The sequence below is a fragment of the Acinetobacter sp. YH01009 genome (genome assembly GCF_013420765.1).
GTDB lineage: Bacteria > Pseudomonadota > Gammaproteobacteria > Pseudomonadales > Moraxellaceae > Acinetobacter > Acinetobacter amyesii.
In genome coordinates, this window is sequence record NZ_VOYE01000005.1 from 173,784 (window position 1) to 190,638 (window position 16,855).

15 protein-coding genes are annotated in these 16,855 nt (G+C 32.8%); 5 read left to right on the forward strand and 10 right to left on the reverse strand.

Annotation, left to right across the window (positions count from 1 at the left end; all coding sequences use genetic code 11):
* Nucleotides 1–22: 22 nt before the first annotated feature.
* On the forward strand, nucleotides 23–1,873 hold the full coding sequence (locus FTT76_RS07485; RefSeq protein ID WP_180190338.1) for a hypothetical protein: 1,851 nt from the start codon (nucleotides 23–25) through the stop codon (nucleotides 1,871–1,873).
* 45 nt (nucleotides 1,874–1,918) lie between these two features.
* Here the strand turns inward: FTT76_RS07485 and FTT76_RS07490 are convergent, their stop codons facing one another.
* Nucleotides 1,919–2,329 carry a hypothetical protein gene (locus FTT76_RS07490; RefSeq protein WP_180190339.1) on the reverse strand — a complete coding sequence of 137 codons (411 nt, stop codon included), beginning with the start codon at nucleotides 2,327–2,329 and terminating at the stop codon, nucleotides 1,919–1,921.
* 36 nt (nucleotides 2,330–2,365) lie between these two features.
* A complete protein-coding gene (locus FTT76_RS07495) occupies nucleotides 2,366–2,779 on the reverse strand; it encodes a hypothetical protein (RefSeq protein ID WP_180190340.1) in 414 nt (137 codons plus the stop codon).
* Between the two features lie 269 nt (nucleotides 2,780–3,048).
* On the opposite strand from FTT76_RS07495, the gene FTT76_RS07500 reads away from it, so the two are divergent.
* A complete protein-coding gene (locus tag FTT76_RS07500; protein ID WP_180190341.1) occupies nucleotides 3,049–6,018 on the forward strand; it encodes a DotA/TraY family protein in 2,970 nt (989 codons plus the stop codon).
* 39 nt (nucleotides 6,019–6,057) lie between these two features.
* On the opposite strand, the gene FTT76_RS07505 is transcribed toward FTT76_RS07500, so the two are convergent.
* Nucleotides 6,058–6,510, reverse strand: a complete 453-nt coding sequence (locus tag FTT76_RS07505; protein ID WP_180190342.1) for a hypothetical protein — start codon at nucleotides 6,508–6,510, stop codon at nucleotides 6,058–6,060.
* Between the two features lie 237 nt (nucleotides 6,511–6,747).
* Between FTT76_RS07505 and FTT76_RS07510 the strand changes: the two genes are divergently transcribed.
* The 3 genes from FTT76_RS07510 to FTT76_RS07520 are packed head-to-tail and all read left to right on the forward strand — an operon-like array spanning nucleotide 6,748 to nucleotide 9,633.
* Nucleotides 6,748–8,760 carry a peptidoglycan DD-metalloendopeptidase family protein gene (locus FTT76_RS07510; RefSeq protein WP_180190343.1) on the forward strand — a complete coding sequence of 671 codons (2,013 nt, stop codon included), beginning with the start codon at nucleotides 6,748–6,750 and terminating at the stop codon, nucleotides 8,758–8,760.
* Nucleotides 8,761–8,783: 23 nt separating this feature from the next.
* Nucleotides 8,784–9,194, forward strand: coding sequence for a hypothetical protein (locus FTT76_RS07515; protein ID WP_180190344.1), 411 nt, complete (start codon nucleotides 8,784–8,786; stop codon nucleotides 9,192–9,194).
* Nucleotides 9,195–9,207: 13 nt separating this feature from the next.
* Nucleotides 9,208–9,633 (forward strand): hypothetical protein, encoded by a 426-nt coding sequence (locus FTT76_RS07520; protein WP_180190345.1) that lies wholly within the window; start codon nucleotides 9,208–9,210, stop codon nucleotides 9,631–9,633.
* A 74-nt stretch (nucleotides 9,634–9,707) separates the two neighbouring features.
* Here FTT76_RS07520 and FTT76_RS07525 read toward each other — a convergent pair whose 3' ends face one another.
* From FTT76_RS07525 to FTT76_RS17640, 7 genes are all read right to left on the reverse strand, one after another.
* A complete protein-coding gene (locus FTT76_RS07525; protein WP_180190346.1) occupies nucleotides 9,708–10,358 on the reverse strand; it encodes a hypothetical protein in 651 nt (216 codons plus the stop codon).
* Nucleotides 10,351–11,907 carry a UvrD-helicase domain-containing protein gene (locus FTT76_RS07530; RefSeq protein ID WP_180190347.1) on the reverse strand — a complete coding sequence of 519 codons (1,557 nt, stop codon included), beginning with the start codon at nucleotides 11,905–11,907 and terminating at the stop codon, nucleotides 10,351–10,353. Before FTT76_RS07530 ends, FTT76_RS07525 begins: the two co-directional genes overlap by 8 nt.
* Before the next feature lies 1 nt (nucleotide 11,908).
* Nucleotides 11,909–12,463 (reverse strand): hypothetical protein, encoded by a 555-nt coding sequence (locus tag FTT76_RS07535; RefSeq protein ID WP_180190348.1) that lies wholly within the window; start codon nucleotides 12,461–12,463, stop codon nucleotides 11,909–11,911.
* Nucleotides 12,463–13,023, reverse strand: coding sequence for a hypothetical protein (locus FTT76_RS07540; protein WP_180190349.1), 561 nt, complete (start codon nucleotides 13,021–13,023; stop codon nucleotides 12,463–12,465). Before FTT76_RS07540 ends, FTT76_RS07535 begins: the two co-directional genes overlap by 1 nt.
* Nucleotides 13,024–13,034: 11 nt before the next feature.
* Nucleotides 13,035–13,691, reverse strand: a complete 657-nt coding sequence (locus FTT76_RS07545) for a hypothetical protein (protein ID WP_180190350.1) — start codon at nucleotides 13,689–13,691, stop codon at nucleotides 13,035–13,037.
* 12 nt (nucleotides 13,692–13,703) lie between these two features.
* Nucleotides 13,704–14,612, reverse strand: coding sequence for a hypothetical protein (locus FTT76_RS07550; protein ID WP_180190351.1), 909 nt, complete (start codon nucleotides 14,610–14,612; stop codon nucleotides 13,704–13,706).
* A gap of 128 nt (nucleotides 14,613–14,740) precedes the next feature.
* Nucleotides 14,741–16,270: a hypothetical protein gene (locus FTT76_RS17640; protein WP_257235055.1), complete on the reverse strand. Its 1,530-nt coding sequence runs from the start codon at nucleotides 16,268–16,270 to the stop codon at nucleotides 14,741–14,743.
* Nucleotides 16,271–16,855 lie beyond the last annotated feature (585 nt).

Below are 16,855 nucleotides of genomic sequence, written 5' to 3' on the forward strand. Positions count from 1 at the left end.
TTAGGTTTAAAGTGTTTTAATTATGGATAATAAAATAGCTTTTTTTAATGATTTAAAACCTTTAGCTTCTGCCTCACCAGGCGAAAGTACGCGACCTTTAAACGCCATTTTATTTTTTCTATATAGGTTTAATACTGGTAAATTAATCAGTGATACCAATTTCTTTGACGTGCATTTCCATACTAAAGACGGGTATCAACTCGCTGGTTCCTTGTTGTTTTTCTTTTCATTAGACCATATAAATAAGAAAAAGGCTGAAAATGCTCTATTCGTTGAAATTGAATCAGAAGTGGATTCAATAGATGAAGATGACTATGAAAATATTACGGATTTAGAATCAAACTCAAGCCTTAAAATATATTATCAATATGCTCAGGAATCAAATACTGCCTTTGAACGTCCGTTAATTAACAACTTTCATCTGTTACCAGACACCTTAAAAGGGTCAATTAAACAACATGATATATTTAACTTTATTTATGAATTAATACTAAACAAAATTTGGGTTGATTCTGATGTATTTAAGACAGAATACCGCAACAATATTCTCTATATAGTATTTTTATATCTAAGTAAACACTCAGATTTTCGTTTCAATAATAACTATGAATCATTTGTAAGTTGGTTGGCTTTACGTGGTATACAATGGTTTGAAAGTGATAGTGATCAACAATCATTGGTCACTAAGGAAGTGTATTTTCATTTAGTCTCGTATAGTCTTTATTTGTCATTTCATATTGCAAATATATTATTAGGTAAAAAACTTACTAGTTTTTCTGTCTCTCCACCTGAAGAACTTGTTTATTTCTTTGCAGAACGTACAGATCTTCGTTCAACGGAAATGACTGCAGCAGAAAGTGAAAGTATTGATGAGGATGAAGAAAGCTTTTCTGACGAATTATCAAATAACGTAAAACCCGTAAATGATCACAAAGCTTTACCCCGAAAAAATAGTGATGCATATAAATTTATAGGCTCTGATATTGAAGAATCAGAATCCATTAATTCTTCTAAAAAAATTATTGCTGAGGACTTTAATTATTCTGCTAGGAAACTAGAATTATTCGAAATAAGCAAGCTTTTGAATGATGACTTAATTGACGTTCCAACAATGTCATTAAATCAAGCCTGGTGCTTAATACAAGATAAATGGCAGTTTTATTTAAAATCTTTTTCAAGCAGATATTTCGTAATGTCAGATTTCGTAAAGTCAGCTATCTTTAATCAGCTTAAATCTTTAAAGGCTAGTATTTTCTCAAATTGGTTTGAACTAAAATCTGGATCTGGTCAGCGATTATTCATAGATGTAGTTGCATATGATACTTTCAAAATTGAATTTCTAACGTATGAAGCAAAACAGATTCAAACATTTATGAAGGAACGCCTTAAAACTAAAGTTTGTTTTGAAATTTTGGCACCTCAAGCTAAGTATTTAAAGGGACTTGGAATATTTAAAGAAACTTATGATAAACAGATTATTGCTGAAATCAGGAATGAAGAATTAGTACTTAAAGCCAATGGTATTCTAGATGGAATAACTAAAGATTTGCTGAATAGTATTAATTTACATATGTCCAATGACATTTATCTTGTTAATTATTTTTCTAAAATCGATCGTGATTTAGAGCCACCGAACTATCAATTGCTTGATGCCCTTCTCCGAATTAGTATTTTAAGTTTATTAATGATTACTTCAGATGTCTCTCTAACAAATGTAAAAAAAATCATAAAAAGCTTAATTGATCCCGACATTGAATATTCAGCCTTTGATACATTCGATAAAAAACAATATCAAAACCAGTTGGTTAAAGAATTATCGATAACTTATCGAAGTCGTATTGATCCTTCTGAATTATTAAATTTAAATCAATAAGCCATAAAAAAGCCCGTATAGAATACGGGCTTTATAATTTAAGTTTTACCAAGGTCTTGGTTCTGGTGGTCTTGGGCTTGAATATTCATTTGAACTTTCTTGTTCATTACTAATTTCATTGTCTTGATCTAGTTCAGGATCTTCCTGAATATATCGGTTTTGATAATCTTGTTGTTCAATCAGATCTTCTAACGCAAGTTCTTTAAAATGCCCTACTAATAATTGTCTATTGGTTTCATCATACTCTGGTGCATGAGCAAGACTTCTTCCAATTTCATTTGGTAATTTATTTTCATATATATGTCGGAAGTTAATTCGTTGCGTACTGAGTGTTTGTTGCGGATTAAATTCATCAGTTATTGATATAGTTTTTGCTTCACTAAAGTTTGTTCCGCAATTAAATACTGCTCTAACTGAATCTTGAAGAATATCTTCATTATTAGACACATTTTCCATGAAGTTAAAACCTCTTTGTTAAAGCTAAATTTAGTTTTAAGATTCCCAATTATACTTCAATAAATTTTGAATTTGTACCTTTAAGGCTTCTTGATCAAGTCGATCTAGTCCAATTGTGGCGATGTTCTCTAAAAACTTTTCAATATATACATGATAGTGTTCAATATTTTCTTTGTTATGTTCACTATCTAGGTTTAATAGAAGTATTAAATTTAAAATCTTTAATATTTTAAGGTTTTTACGTTTTTTTAATACTTCTATGGGATCTAATTCAAACTTATTGAGAGCAGCTACTTGTTCTGCGTAAGTTTCTGACATTAAAGGATTCATGCTTTGGTTTAGTATATAAGAAACTTCTAGTACACTCAGATTATTACCCATTGTCTCAGACATTGAATCTTTAATCTTTGAGAGTAAAAGTACGTTTGCAGTAAACTTTGCTTTATCCATGTAATATCTCTAATAGTTAAACGTAATCTTAAAATTGATAGGCATTTTATGTTTAAACTTTCTGTATATACCATTATATGTTTTGTGGTACATTAATGGTAATTTATAAACCATTGAAAATATCCAAAAATGGTTTTAATGATTCATTGGTTAAAGGGTTTTAAGCCTTTTAGTTAAACATAAATAGCTTGTAATTTATAACACTTTGCTTTTAGTCGTCTTAAGTAAGCGATGTATAAGAAGCATTAAAAAGAACGGATGAGTTAGCTATGAGTTTATTTTGTCAATCGACAAATCCGAATTGTGATGGCGATCAAGCTGTCACACTTCTCTCATCTATCTTCGGTCATGACTTTATAAATGCGTTTATCAATGCCTCCGGGCCAGCTTCAACCGTACCTGCATCAGGCTTACTAACTAATATTTTATTAGGTGGTGTAGCAAGTGTTGCGATGTCACTGGTTTTGGTATTTGCCTTGGGTATTGGTTTAACTGCACTCTTAAAAAGTGCCCAAGATGGGGAAGCGTTCGGTAAAGATTCAAAAGTCACAACGATTGTTTCCCGAATATTATATTCGATTATTTTACTGTTACCTACTGCATCTGGGTATTGCTTCATCCAAGTTGTGGTATTAGGGATGGTCTTATGGTCGAATAATGTTTCAAATACGATCAATAATCGAACGCTTGGTGAATCCTTAATGGCTTCGGCAAGTTTGTCTGACACACATGACCGGCAAAGAGATATTTTTGGCTTTAGAAAAAATGCTCCAGTGATGTTGAGGCAACTTCATTGTATTAATGTTTTAAACCAGGAATTTTATGGTTTAGCTCCAGGCTTTGGGCGTTATTTTAGTGATGGTTCTTATCCAGCTAATGCGAACCTTGGCGTTGCAATGACAGCAGCTGAGAAAAGAAGTAACTACATAGACAAAACATCAAAAACTGCTAATAACTGGACATCTGTTACCTATAACTTCGCTTATGCAGATAACCGATTAGAAATAGGTAATAAACATGAACCTATTTGTGGTGGTGCTTCTCTTAACGTAGTTAACCCAGCAGCTGTCAATTCAGAACTTATGAATATTCCAGTTTATAAGTTACGCCAAGAAGATCAAAATAAAATCAATGTGGCGCTTGCAAGCGTTCAAGCAAAACTACAACAAGAAAAGAATAACTTGTATCGTCAGTTCTTCATTGATATGGAGAAATGGTATATAGCGTATGCAGTAAATGCGAATGCAACTGAAAACGAAGGTGTATTCCCAATTAGTAAAGCTGGTATGGATGCTTTTAATTTACTAGTTGAAGATTACGTCAATAAAAGTCATGCAAAAACTAATGGTATTCTTACCTCAGAGAATGGATACACAGCTGTTCAAACTGTAGTTAATAGTTTGAATAAACGTGGTTGGATGATGACTCCCGAATCGCGTATTAAGGTAGGTCAATATCGCGCTGTGGTTGAAAAGTACGTTACTGAACCTCTTTGGTCATTTACAGCACCTACTCTGAATTCATCAATTATGAGTAATTCAAAAGGTGAGGCCATTTATAATTCTGTTTATGTGGCAATGGATAATGCAGTTGGTAGTATTACTTCAAAAGATACTTGGGTTGCCAATGGTGATATTGGAAATACTACTAACTTACTATCTATGTCCTCAGATGGCGGTGATTCAAATAAAGTTGCAAACATGGATCAAAAGTTTTCAGCTTACGGTTCTGCTTGGGCAACAAATTTATCTAAGTCATTAGCTTTAGGTATTTTAGTTGGTGATACTGGTGACTCAGAGTTATTGAATAAAAATTCAAATACCATTACAGCTTCTACTCTACATAGAAACACAAATGTTATTAAGAATATTCAAGATACTGGAGAGATGATTCTTTCCGCTAAGGCAGTTGCTCAAAGTGTAGTGGTTGGACTTAAATTAGCAGTACTAGCAGCACGTTCTGGCTCAACTGTAGTGCAATGGGTACCTGGTTTGGCAAGTGTTACTAAAGAAGGTACTGATGCGCTTCAATACGCCGTTGAAAATATATTTGCACCAGTACTCAGCCAACTTATTACATATCTTACAATCCTAGGTATTTGGATGGCCGTTGTTATTCCTTATATGCCTATGATCTTCTTCGGATTAGCATGTGTTGGTTGGATTATTCATATACTTTATGCAGTCTGTGGTCTTCCACTTTGGGCTTTAATGCACATGATTCCTGAACGAACATTCGTTGGTAGTCAAACGCAAGGATATGTAACAGTTCTAACATTATTCATGAGACCTATCTTTATTATTGTCGGTTTCTGGATGGCGGAAATTATTGTTGGACCAGCACTTGTGACGCTTACTGATATGTTTTTTAGCTATCAAGGTGCAATGAGCATTGCTTATTCTTCAAATTCATTTGCTGTGATCTTCACTGAATTAATAACTTTTATTTGGAAGTTTATTGCTTACTTATTCTTGATGACCTCCGCGATTTACTTAATATATGGACTTGTTTTTAGTGTTGCTGATCAAGTTCAACAGTGGATTGGATCTGGACTCAATGGTGGTCAATGGGGTGAAACTAACTCTAAAGAAGCTATTCAGAAATTTGGTGGAACTGCTAGTAGTTTAGCTGGTCCAGCGCCAACATCACGCCGTCCACCACCTCCAGGTAGAAATAAAACTAATCCACCTAATAATGGCGGTGGTGGTGGAGGTGGTGGTAATCCTCAAACGCATCCAGGTGGTGGTGGTTCGTTGGCTAATAATGGGGGTACTACTTCATTTAGCCCACCAATGAATATGCCTGCACGATCATCATCTTTTGGTAGTCCGGGTGGGTTAAATAATTCGATTGCCCCAAGTGGTAAAGCCGGCCCTACAGTAAATTCTGGAAGTAGTACTTCTACACCAACTTCTACATCTAATACTACATTTGGTTTAGGTACTAGTGGTGGTGGTAAAGGTACTTCAACAGGAGGTCTCGGTGGTGCTTACAGTGCTGGTAATTACGGTAAAGTTAGTTCTACGTTTAATAAACCAGCTGCTGGTGCAACTGGTAAGATGTCATTTGGTAGTGTAGGCATTAGCTCTGGTTCAGGATATACTACTAATAATGGCTCAAAACCATCTTCACGTTTTGGTTCAAGTTCTACATCCCCTTCAGGGCGTAGCTCTGTTATGAACAGAGCACGATCTGGTTTAAGCTCTACCCTTTCGAAATTCAAAAGAAAAGGTAAGTAGTTAAAAAAAGACCCTTTAAATAAGGGTCTTTTTTTATATTTAAAACTTTATCTTTAAAAGGGAATTCTTAGAAGATCCTACTTCTATATATTGTTTTACCGCTTCAAAAACTAAACGTTGCTTACTTCCATCAAGTTGCTTAATTCCGTGAATATATGCACGGTTTACATTATTCAAAGTCTTAACTTTATTAGCCATATCAAAACTATTCAACTTCTCTTTTTCAAGTTCAATTTTGGTTTCATTTAATTCTTTGATAACCAAATTATGTTTATCGGCAACAGCATTAATTTCAGTATTTGCTTGATTTACAAGTTGGTTGTATTGATTATTACGGTCAACCAACATTTTCTCCAATTTAGCTATATGGTTAAGTAGAACTTCTTCGTTATATGCTTTGTTATTATTTAAACGTAAATAGTCTAAACTCATTGATGCACGATCAATAGCTTGATCTAAAGTAGCGCTTAAACCTAAAGAGCTTCCTAACATGTTATTCACCTCACTACTTTTCTAATTAAATCACTTAAACCTTTTGTCTAACCACTTCTTAAACCAATCAAAGTGAAAAAGTGTATATGTATATACTATCTTAAAACTGATTCTAAAAACTTTTTTTAAGTATTAAAAGCGTATTTAATCGTATATACTTAATCCCGTCCACTTGGTAAAGGGACATTTAATAAGAACTTAATTTATTTTAAGCAATGTCTACCTGGCGAATCATTTATGAAATCTAAAAACTTATTTCAATTAAAGCCAATTTGCTCTTGTATAAAGATTGCACTTTTGTTGGCCTCAACCGGTTTTACTGTAAGTGCATTTGCTGACCCAATTACAGATAATGTTACAGCAGCCCAATCTAATACTGCCAAGGTACCGAATAATTCTCAAAAAATGATCTTCCATAAGTATCCTAATATGCCAAATGCAGGACGCCGTAGTGCTGGACGATTTGGTGAGTTCCGGTCTCGTAAAGGGGGCGCTGGTAGTCATAATGGGATAGATATAAGTAGAAAAGATAATAATGATTTAACATTAAAAGCTATCGGATCAGGAAAGATCCTTTCTTATGATACGCGTTCATCAGGTGCGAAAAATCAATCGACAACGAATCCATTAATTATGCAAATGGATACTGGCGATAGAATTATGTATCGTCATACTGATCCATCATATCAAAAGAAATTCAATGCTTATCCAGGACAGACGATAAAAGCCGGGCAAGATATTGCTCACATGTCAAACAAAGGTTGTGGGGGATGTGCTGTACACTTACATATTGAATATGGTGTTAAAGCAAAACGTGGTTTGGATGTATGGTTAAATAAAAATTTAGATCAAGTTTTTAAAAATCCTTCAATTGCTTTACAACAGCGTATTAAAGGTTCAGCTCCTTACGTTGGATCTTCAGAATATAAATTAACTGACCCTACCCCTTATCTTCCTCAAGATGTTGTAATTGTTGCAACGCCAGCTGGTCAAGCCTTAGAAAATAAATATGTTCCGTATTTGGGTAATACAATCAGGACACAATGGAATGCTCTCTATTCGTCTTCTACTGGTATTACTTTACCTGTTTCCTCATCAGTAGATGGAGTTGCAGTCAAGCACGGGAAAAAATTACCAGCCCTTGCATTTAGTGGTGATGTATCTATGGATGCATATGGATCTGCTCAAGTTCAAGTCGCACAAATGATAGCCGATGGAACAATCTCTCCTGAAGCAGCAGCTGGTGGAACCATATATGCAAATGATGTAGCTCAATATGCACCCCCAAGAACTATTTTTGGAGGAACTGCAGATGATGTAGCTTTTGATGTTGGGGCCTTACATTCAACACCAGCAGAATTAATAGAAAATATTGGTACTGGTCGATATGGTAATTCAAAGTGGTTTAATGAATTAGCCACTATGTCGATGATGGGACTTTTAATTGAAAAGCTTAATATTATAAATGCACAGAATTATTTAACTAAAGAAATCCATAAGCAATCTGAAAGGTTAGAAGCTTTATTAGCTGCTTACACTGCATCAGAAACACAGCGATATTCAGGGCGTGTAGATGAGTTATACACAAAAGCCGAACAACCAACTGTAATTCCTGAAGTTGCAGTAGTTGAAATGAAGAAGCTATTTGAAGATGCTGGTAATGGACCTATTTATACTGACGCTCAAGTTCTTAAAGGTGGACAAGGGACACCAGATAGAAAATGTGGATGGGGAATTCCAGGTTCATTTTCTCCACTTAAAGAAGGTATCAAGCGCGTTGCACTGAAACATGGTTACAATCCTAATGATGTTGCAGCAATTTTAGGTTTTGAATCAGGTGGATTTAATATTAAAGCAAATAACGGATCTGGAGCTTATGGTCTAAGTCAATGGACTCGGATTGGTGTAGCTGACATTAAAGCATCAGATTTAACATCAAGGGGTATTCCATCTTCAATTAAAAGTACGCCTAAACAAATTATTTCATTATCTGCCCAGCAACAAATTGAATTATTAGATTTATATCTTGCAGTAAAAGCTAAACAACGTAAAAGCGATTATAATAACAAGACAATTGTAGGTTTTTATGCTTTAGTTTTAGGTGGTCCTTATAAGAGTCCAGGGGCTAAATATAATGAAAACCGAAATTTAGACAAAAACCCTCATGATGGTATTGTAACTATTCCAGAAGCAGTCACTTTCGAAGGTATTGTTATGCGGTTATGCCCTTACTATTCAGATTATCCATAATTGAAGGTCTTAAGGAAATGAAAATGAGTAAAAAGCTATTTACGATACTTGGAATTGCATTGATTAGTTGTACATCAGTAAATGCAAAACCAAATATCACTTCAGACTCTATCCGTGCTGATTTGGATAAGATTCGTTTAGTGAATATTAAATGTGCAACAGTCTCAAACGACCCATTTGATTCAAAGCATCTTAACTGCTATACAAATGTTTTTAATCGTGCAAGTCAAATTGGAAGTTTGGCTTCAAATTATATTAACAATGAAGAGGCACCAAGAGTTTTAGCAGAGCATAATAAAAACTTTACACAATTAATTGCTAACTGTGATCAATTGTATGCCGGGCAAAACGAAAGGTTTAAGGTATTAAGAATGCAGTGTAAAGCCACAAATAAACTAGGTTGGGCAATGTTCATACCAGCTCTTATGAATTAATAGGATTTATATTATGAAAAAACATATTGCTATACCTTTTTTATGTTTGGTCACTGCCCTACCTGTTTCTACATTTGCTGGATTTAACAATAAGGTGGAAGCAACACAAGCATATAATAATTTACAGAACAATTATCAAAAATGTATTTTTAATTTTAATGAAGCTAAAGATGCTGATTATGGTTCACCTGAGTTAAAATGTAATGATGCATATAATCAATCACTTGTACGTTTTATAAAAGAAGTAAGAACTGGAAATTCCAAAAATACACAGCTTTGGAAAACAATAAACGCTCAACATATTAAGTTCTCGCAGAATTGTGATAGCCAAACTATGGTGAATTCATACAATCCATCGTTTTTTATTAGACAAGCATTTATGTGTGAATCAGCAGCTTATACTTCATTGGCACAAGTAGCAATAGCACTATCTTATTGAACTTGATATAAAAAAGGCAGTTTAAACTGCCTTTTTTATTGATTTATATTTACATTTTGAATGTTATAAATTTTTTAATTTACGACTTTTTCTATGAAGTTTTCGGTTTTCTGTACTTCCATATTAAAACCTAGTATTGTATTTGCATAATTTATTGATTCTTCAATCCAATTAAGTCCCATATCTTCACTTGTATTAATAATATTAATATCGAAAGCTTCTAATGGCATTAGACGATCTAGATTATTTTCTATAAAGAAATATGTATAGCAATTAGGGTGAACATAAATTCCATCAAAACGAAATGGTATAAGATATTGACCTTTAATATCCTTAAAAAGTTCTAATGTGTGTTTGCTTGCGGTGATACCACCTCCAGAATCAATAACAATATTTCGAAATGATCCAGTTGGTATATCAACTATTGCTAAACCTTGATAGCTTTGAAAATTATTAATTAAGTCGGTTGGATAAAGGTATACACCTGATTTATACGTATTCTCTTTAAAATTAATATTCTCAACAAAATTAATATTATTTAAAGATTCTTTAGAGATAAGATGAAACATTTCGATTAAAGAAGGAATAATATCAGCAACTTTGGCGCCATACTTATTAATAAGTTGAGTGATATAAGGAATATGCTCATATTCAGATTTTACATAAACTGCATTATAACAAGCGGAATAAATATTTTGTTGTAGACATTTAGAATCTTCAGGCATTGGTCATTTCCTTAGTCTTAGTATTTAAATATTTTAATAAATCATCTATACCATCTGTATATAAAACAGATTGTGCTCTTGTAACTGTGACGTAAAGTAGTCTTTTTTCATCTGCACTAATATGTAACTTATTATCCAATATTTTATAATTAAAACCTTTTGCAATAAGCACGTTATTCCATTCTAGCCCCTTGCTTTTATGGGCTGTACTAATGATTAAAGATTTTTTATCTTTAGAATCATCCTCCACAATACTATTTTCCAATGCCCATTTTATTACCGACCATGAGTATTGCTTAGTTAAATCTAAAAATGTTTTTAATTCAGTTGTTGCCCCTTCAACCTCGCCAAATACCTGGATATGCTCTTCTAATTCTTGATAAGAATTAAAATTCTGTAGATCTTTGCAGCTTGGCTTTTTTCCAGATCGTAATTCAAAAATGCCTGAAAATATTTCTTTACTACGCTTACCATCTACTTCGAGTCTTATTTTTTTTGATCCATCTAAAAGTGAATGGAACTTAAAGAAATATTCAAATGCAGTTGCGTTAGTTCTACAAATAATTGCATCCAATGAAGTTGGTGATGCAGTTGAGTTGCTATAGTTTGTAACTGTTGCTTTTTTTGTAGGTAAGCCCTTAACTTTTCTGGTTTCACCAAATAATCTATTTAATAACAAATTTGCTGTTGCAGCTATCTCATTACCAAAGCGGAACGACTGTTCAAGATACAATGCTTCCAGATCAAGATTTTGCAAAATATTTTTTGCCCCCCTGAAACTATAAATTTGTTGGTACGGGTCACCTACGTAAATTACTTTAGCTTTTTGTCTTTTTAAGACTTCAAGAATTAGTAAATCACTATCTTGGCTCTCATCAACCATAATATAGTGGTAATCTAAAATAGGTTTTTGTAAAACCCACCATTTGAGATAATAATCATGAGTAATTCCAAATTGCCCATTTTCAGAGATTACATCCTCCCAAATATAAGCTGCAATAGATGTAATCTTTTGCTCTAAATCTTCATTTCTATTGATTGATGTCTGTTCGCTAAGTGCTTGATATGAGTGATCATTGGTAACTTTATTATCAACTGACATACAGAAATATCGTAATGTATTTAATATGATTAGAGCTAGAGTAAGGTCAGATAATTGTTTATTTTTACCATTATATTGAACTCTATAATTTTCAAGCTTAAATATTCTAACAATATCTTTAGGCAGTAATGTTGGTTTATTAATTTTGGTTTTTAACCAATTAGGTATATTTCTGTAAGCCAAGGAATGAAATGTAGAGCAATTTACAGTATTTAGTCCATGTTTACTGAACTTTGAACTTGCTTCCTCTGCCATCTTTTTATTAAAAGATAGATATAACCCTTTTTTATTCTGCTCTTGAAGTGCTCTACTGCAATGTATAAGTGTAGTAGTTTTACCAGTACCAGCAAATGCAATTAGTTTAAAACTAGTTTTTAAACGCGTAGCCTTATCAATTGCTCTTTGCTGTTCACTTGTAGGCCGTTGATTATTTGTATTTACAGACATATTAATTACGAGCTAAGAATCCACTGGTTTTTTTAGTTTTCATAACAAGTACATCACTTTCAACTTGCTCCATTTGACTGGCTAAAAAATTAACCTGTTTTTTTAGATCTGAAATATCTTTATTCATTTCTACAACTTTCACTTGTAGCTCTAAATTTTCATATTTTAATTTATAATTTGATTCTTCACTTTTTTTAAGCTGATCAAGTGCCTTATTTAATGCAGCTTTAGTTTCTACCATGTTATCAGTTTTGTAAGTTACCTGGCTGTATGAATTTGAAGTTTCAATAGCAATAGGAGTTTCTGAAACTTTATCATCTTTAACGGTGGCATTATATTTAGTGGTTTCTGATATTTTATCCCATAAGCTGTAAGTTCTAAGTGGGGTATTTATATTTTGTTCAGGGTTGGAAAAACTAGTTCTTTGTGATGATATGGTATCTTTACTTACAATATCACCTGAGCTATTAATTTCTGTGAAACCAGCATAAGCAAGTGTAACTGCAGTTGAAGCTAAGACAGCTGCACTTATTAACGTAATTTTAGATTTTTTCATTAGAATGCACCTTTTGCTGCAGTAGGTTTGGATACAGATTTTTTTTGAACAGTTGAGTTATTTAAATCTATCGTGTTCCCGACTAGATTCACTTCATTTTTTTTTGGATCAAATTGAATTAGTACTAATTCTTTAGCATATTTTTTAGCATGGATTAATCGATCTAAATTTGATTCATCAAAATTAAAACGAATTTGCATCCGTGAAATATAAAGTTTAAATAGAGGATCATTGATTTCTGATAAATTTAAAACCAATCCATTTTCGTCTATTGATGCTGATTCATAAACTAAATCATTAAAAAACCAATTTTCAGGTTGTACAAATAGATAAAAACGTTCTATTCCACTTGAAACTACATAAGAAAATCTAAATTCATTTATCTGAAATGGACTTAGACTTATTGTTTCATTATTAAACCCACGTTTCATAGTCCGTTCATACGAACTTAACCACCAAATTAAGTAGTGTCTTGCTTCTAAATGTTTCACTAAAGATTGAGCAATATTTGAAGCCTTTTCTTGTAAAGCTTCTAAATTGGCTATGCGTCTTCTTCTCACAAATCCACCTCTTACTTTTCAGTGAAACAACTATTGTCAAATTCCATAGCGTTTGGGTCTAATCCAAGGTTTTGTAGGGCAAGAGTTTTACCATCAACCTCATTACCATTACTTTGATAAGGCTGTTGATTAAAAGTATTGTTCGCACTTTGCTCTTTGTTACTACCTATTATGTATCCCCCACCCATTAACAAGACTAAACCACAAGTTACAAGACCACCTAATAGAATCTTTTTATCAAAAATATTCTTATTAATCTTAAAACCTTTGGTGCTTTGTGATTTAGATATTGAACTAGACTTATATTCATTTAAAGCTTGTAACCAAGTTTCTTGTACATAGCTTTTTAATTCTGAAGCTATAAACTTACCCTTTACATTACCTAGTGTATAAATAGGTTCAGATATAATTATATTAGAAATACCGTCATCTAAATAAACTTTGCCTTTAAACAGATTTCCTTCAAAACTATCAAATCCAGATAGCTTAATTAATAAGTCGTTATCGTTTACGTTTCTTTTGTTGATGATAATTACATTTCTGTTTTTGTCGCATCTCCCAGTAATATCTGAATCTACAAATATGGTTTCTTTATTTTCAAGTGAACTAATTAATGGTGTAAAGTTTCCTAAAGCAATTTGGAAATTTTTAATCTGAGACTTATTCATTTAAAAACTCACTTATTTAAAAATGTAATCTAAAACCGAACTTTCTGATGTTCCTCTGCGCGCTTCAACTGTTCCGGTTTTTTTATTTACATAAATTGCAATTGGTACACCAGCTGTTAAAGGAGGGAGACTTTGACCATTCTTTTTTGCTGCATCACGTAATTCACGTTCGTCCTGTGGCATAGCAACTATATCTTCATGATAGAAAAAGATGGATTGTAGAGCACCTAGATGTTTATTAAGTTCTGATAGTTCTTTTGGTGTGGGAATTACCTTAACAGAATTAATTTCCGCATCACTTCCATTGAATGCCTTATTTAATGTGCTTTCAGATGGATTTCTTAATATTCCAGCAGCAAGCTGTTTGCCATTTTCACTCTGGTTTAAAACTAATGCTGGAATCCATTTAATAGTAGCTCCAGCTTTGATATAAGATCTTGTGAGATTAAAGGTTTCGTGACAGTACTTGCATCGTGGGTCATAAATGATGTAAACAGTGTCATTCTCACTACCTTTACCTTCTTTGAATCCTGATAATGTTTTAATGGCTTTGAATACAGGGTGGTTGTATGCATTAGTTAGATTGTTAGTTGCTTGTACTTGAGGACGTGAATTTGTTGTATTAAGTTTTTTTGCTGCAATTTTTAAAGGATCGGATATGTTTTTCTTATTGGCAGCATCCCATGCTGTTCCATGTAAAATTACCGACTCATCAGCAGTTGTAAAGAAAACAGCATTTTTACCGTTAGGTGCTTCAAGAATCCAAGATGTTAAACCACCTTTAAATGCTTTTACCTCTTTAACTTTACCCATAGTCTGCATTTTTGAAGTTAATGCTTGAGATGGGGCAGAGTAAGAATATGTTGTAATAATACTAATAGCGCAAGTTGCTACTATCTTTTTTAACGTATTTAAATACATTTAGGATTTCTACCTTTTAAACTGGTCGGTTTTTATCATTATAATTAAAATATGCCTTTAAAAAAACACTTTAAAATTAAAATGACCGGTATTTTAGTACCGGTCAATTATACCTTATTAGTTTTAGCTTAATACCTTTCTTGCTTACCTTTTTGTATCATTTCAGCAGGTATTTCTATAGTAGGCATATCGAACTCATAATTATCAGCATATTTAAAATCTTCATTTTTATCACTTTTAGATTTGTATTTACCAGCCTCTAATTCAGCTTCAGTGAATTCAATTTTGTTCAAGTTGCTTGCCCCCTGTTTAGCTGCATTTAAACGTGCTTCTGTCATGGCAAAGCTTAATAATTGGTAGTCATAGCCGACTAGTGCGATATTGAAATCAGGCTCTTCTAATGGCTTACCTAATTTGACTTCAATAATGTAATGAGAAATAGGACCCAAACCTTCACAAAAGATCGATGGTCTTCCAATGTTTTGTACAAATGCATATGCAGATCGATTATATAGTTTTAACCATCTAATATCGGTTGGTGGCATTACACCTAGTTGTCTTGCAGTCAATACAACTTCACATAAAATAGTTTTTACATAAGCATGTTTTGCGAATATTTTTTTTGCTACTGGATGGTCTATATATTCAAAAATACGTTTTTTGAGATATTCATAGTTAAAGCCTGTAAGCTCCCTATCACCTTCAACATATTGATTCTCTATACTAAAAAGAGGATTGTTTGCTATATTTTTAGTACATATATCCCAATAGTAGTTAATTAACTTATTTGAATCACTTTTTATCTTTTTAAAGTCATCATCACTCATGTTTTCATCTGTAGCACAAGCTACAGGTAGATATAAAGCAAGTAACAACACATCTACGTTTGAAAGATAATCCAAACTATGATGATCTAATGGTTTTGAATCACCATCTGAATTCCATAAGTCACCAAGTTGGTCACGCATAATATTTAAAAACTTTTCTTCATCAATAATCGGAACAACTTCTGAAACATCGTTATATTCTTTTGTTACGCCACCAATTGTAATGTTAATTAACCGTTCTTTAGTTCCTGTAATCAAGTCATGCCTTTTTGCGAACTCATAAGTGGAATCAAGTGCTTTGAAATGCCCATTGTCTGTATCGAATTTTGATAAATCTAAAGGACCAAATACTTGTAAATGTCTATGATTTACAATTTGTTCATCTATGAATTCTTCAAGATTCATACTTTTTGCAAACCCTTTAGCTGGGTGTTCATTTATAAATCTATCGTATGCTTTTTTTATCCAAGGTATAGCTATGATGAAGATTATTAAATTCCATGCCTGACTTGCTTTGGATATTTGGCCAATAGTTACTTCTCTAAAATTATTTTGACAAAAGATTGGCAGCCAATTATTTGTTGGTTTGCATAGGTGTTCTGTTGAGTAAACTAATTCACTTAGTAGAGGGACGTAATTTACTCCGACCATTTTAAATAAGCTATAAACCCACCAGAAGGGGATTATTAAAACCCCTTTTGTATAAACTAATAGTCCAACAATTTGCGGTTTGAATGCAAACCATAAAGCCAAAAATGCAATAAGAACTACAAATGCTGTAAAAAAATATATATGGTTTTCATGTACAAGTTTATCTTTAGGATCGGCCATTCTCTTATCCCTTAAATGGGTTTTATGGATTTATTATATATTGATTAAACACTTTTATCTAACAACTCTTAAACCTATTAAGGTGTTTTAAGGGCTTTGCTTAAACCTTAATATATATTTACTAATTAGTGAAAACACCCTCCCCTATTCCAACTATATTTTACTTTTTTTTATTATACTTAATTATTCTATTTACTTCTTTTTATTGGCATTGTTCATGTGGTTTTTAGGTTGATTGTTCGTATACTGTACCTTTGGAAACTTAGACCAGTTTCATTCAAATTGTATTTATGGTTTTTAGGTTGATTGTTCGTATCAGGCTGATATTTGAAAAACACTGCCAGAGTTAGGCACTGTACCTTTGGAAACTTAGACCAGTTTCATTCAAATTGTATTTATGGTTTTTAGATTGATTGCTCGTATCAGACTGATATTTGAAAAACACTGCCAGAGTTAGCCACTGTACCTTTGGAAACTTAGACCAGTTTCATTCAAATTGTATTTATGGTTTTTAGATTGATTGCTCGTATCAGACTGATATTTGAAAAACACTGCCAGAGTTAGCCACTGTACCTTTGGAAACTT

Coding starts and splice junctions, on each gene's coding strand:
- FTT76_RS07485 (WP_180190338.1), top strand. CDS start 23: ATGGATAATAAAATAGCTTTTTTTAATGATTTAAAACCTTTAGCTTCT.
- FTT76_RS07490 (WP_180190339.1), bottom strand. CDS start 2,329: ATGGAAAATGTGTCTAATAATGAAGATATTCTTCAAGATTCAGTTAGA.
- FTT76_RS07495 (WP_180190340.1), bottom strand. CDS start 2,779: ATGGATAAAGCAAAGTTTACTGCAAACGTACTTTTACTCTCAAAGATT.
- FTT76_RS07500 (WP_180190341.1), top strand. CDS start 3,049: ATGAGTTTATTTTGTCAATCGACAAATCCGAATTGTGATGGCGATCAA.
- FTT76_RS07505 (WP_180190342.1), bottom strand. CDS start 6,510: ATGTTAGGAAGCTCTTTAGGTTTAAGCGCTACTTTAGATCAAGCTATT.
- FTT76_RS07510 (WP_180190343.1), top strand. CDS start 6,748: ATGAAATCTAAAAACTTATTTCAATTAAAGCCAATTTGCTCTTGTATA.
- FTT76_RS07515 (WP_180190344.1), top strand. CDS start 8,784: ATGAGTAAAAAGCTATTTACGATACTTGGAATTGCATTGATTAGTTGT.
- FTT76_RS07520 (WP_180190345.1), top strand. CDS start 9,208: ATGAAAAAACATATTGCTATACCTTTTTTATGTTTGGTCACTGCCCTA.
- FTT76_RS07525 (WP_180190346.1), bottom strand. CDS start 10,358: ATGCCTGAAGATTCTAAATGTCTACAACAAAATATTTATTCCGCTTGT.
- FTT76_RS07530 (WP_180190347.1), bottom strand. CDS start 11,907: ATGTCTGTAAATACAAATAATCAACGGCCTACAAGTGAACAGCAAAGA.
- FTT76_RS07535 (WP_180190348.1), bottom strand. CDS start 12,463: ATGAAAAAATCTAAAATTACGTTAATAAGTGCAGCTGTCTTAGCTTCA.
- FTT76_RS07545 (WP_180190350.1), bottom strand. CDS start 13,691: ATGAATAAGTCTCAGATTAAAAATTTCCAAATTGCTTTAGGAAACTTT.
- FTT76_RS07550 (WP_180190351.1), bottom strand. CDS start 14,612: ATGTATTTAAATACGTTAAAAAAGATAGTAGCAACTTGCGCTATTAGT.
- FTT76_RS17640 (WP_257235055.1), bottom strand. CDS start 16,270: ATGGCCGATCCTAAAGATAAACTTGTACATGAAAACCATATATATTTT.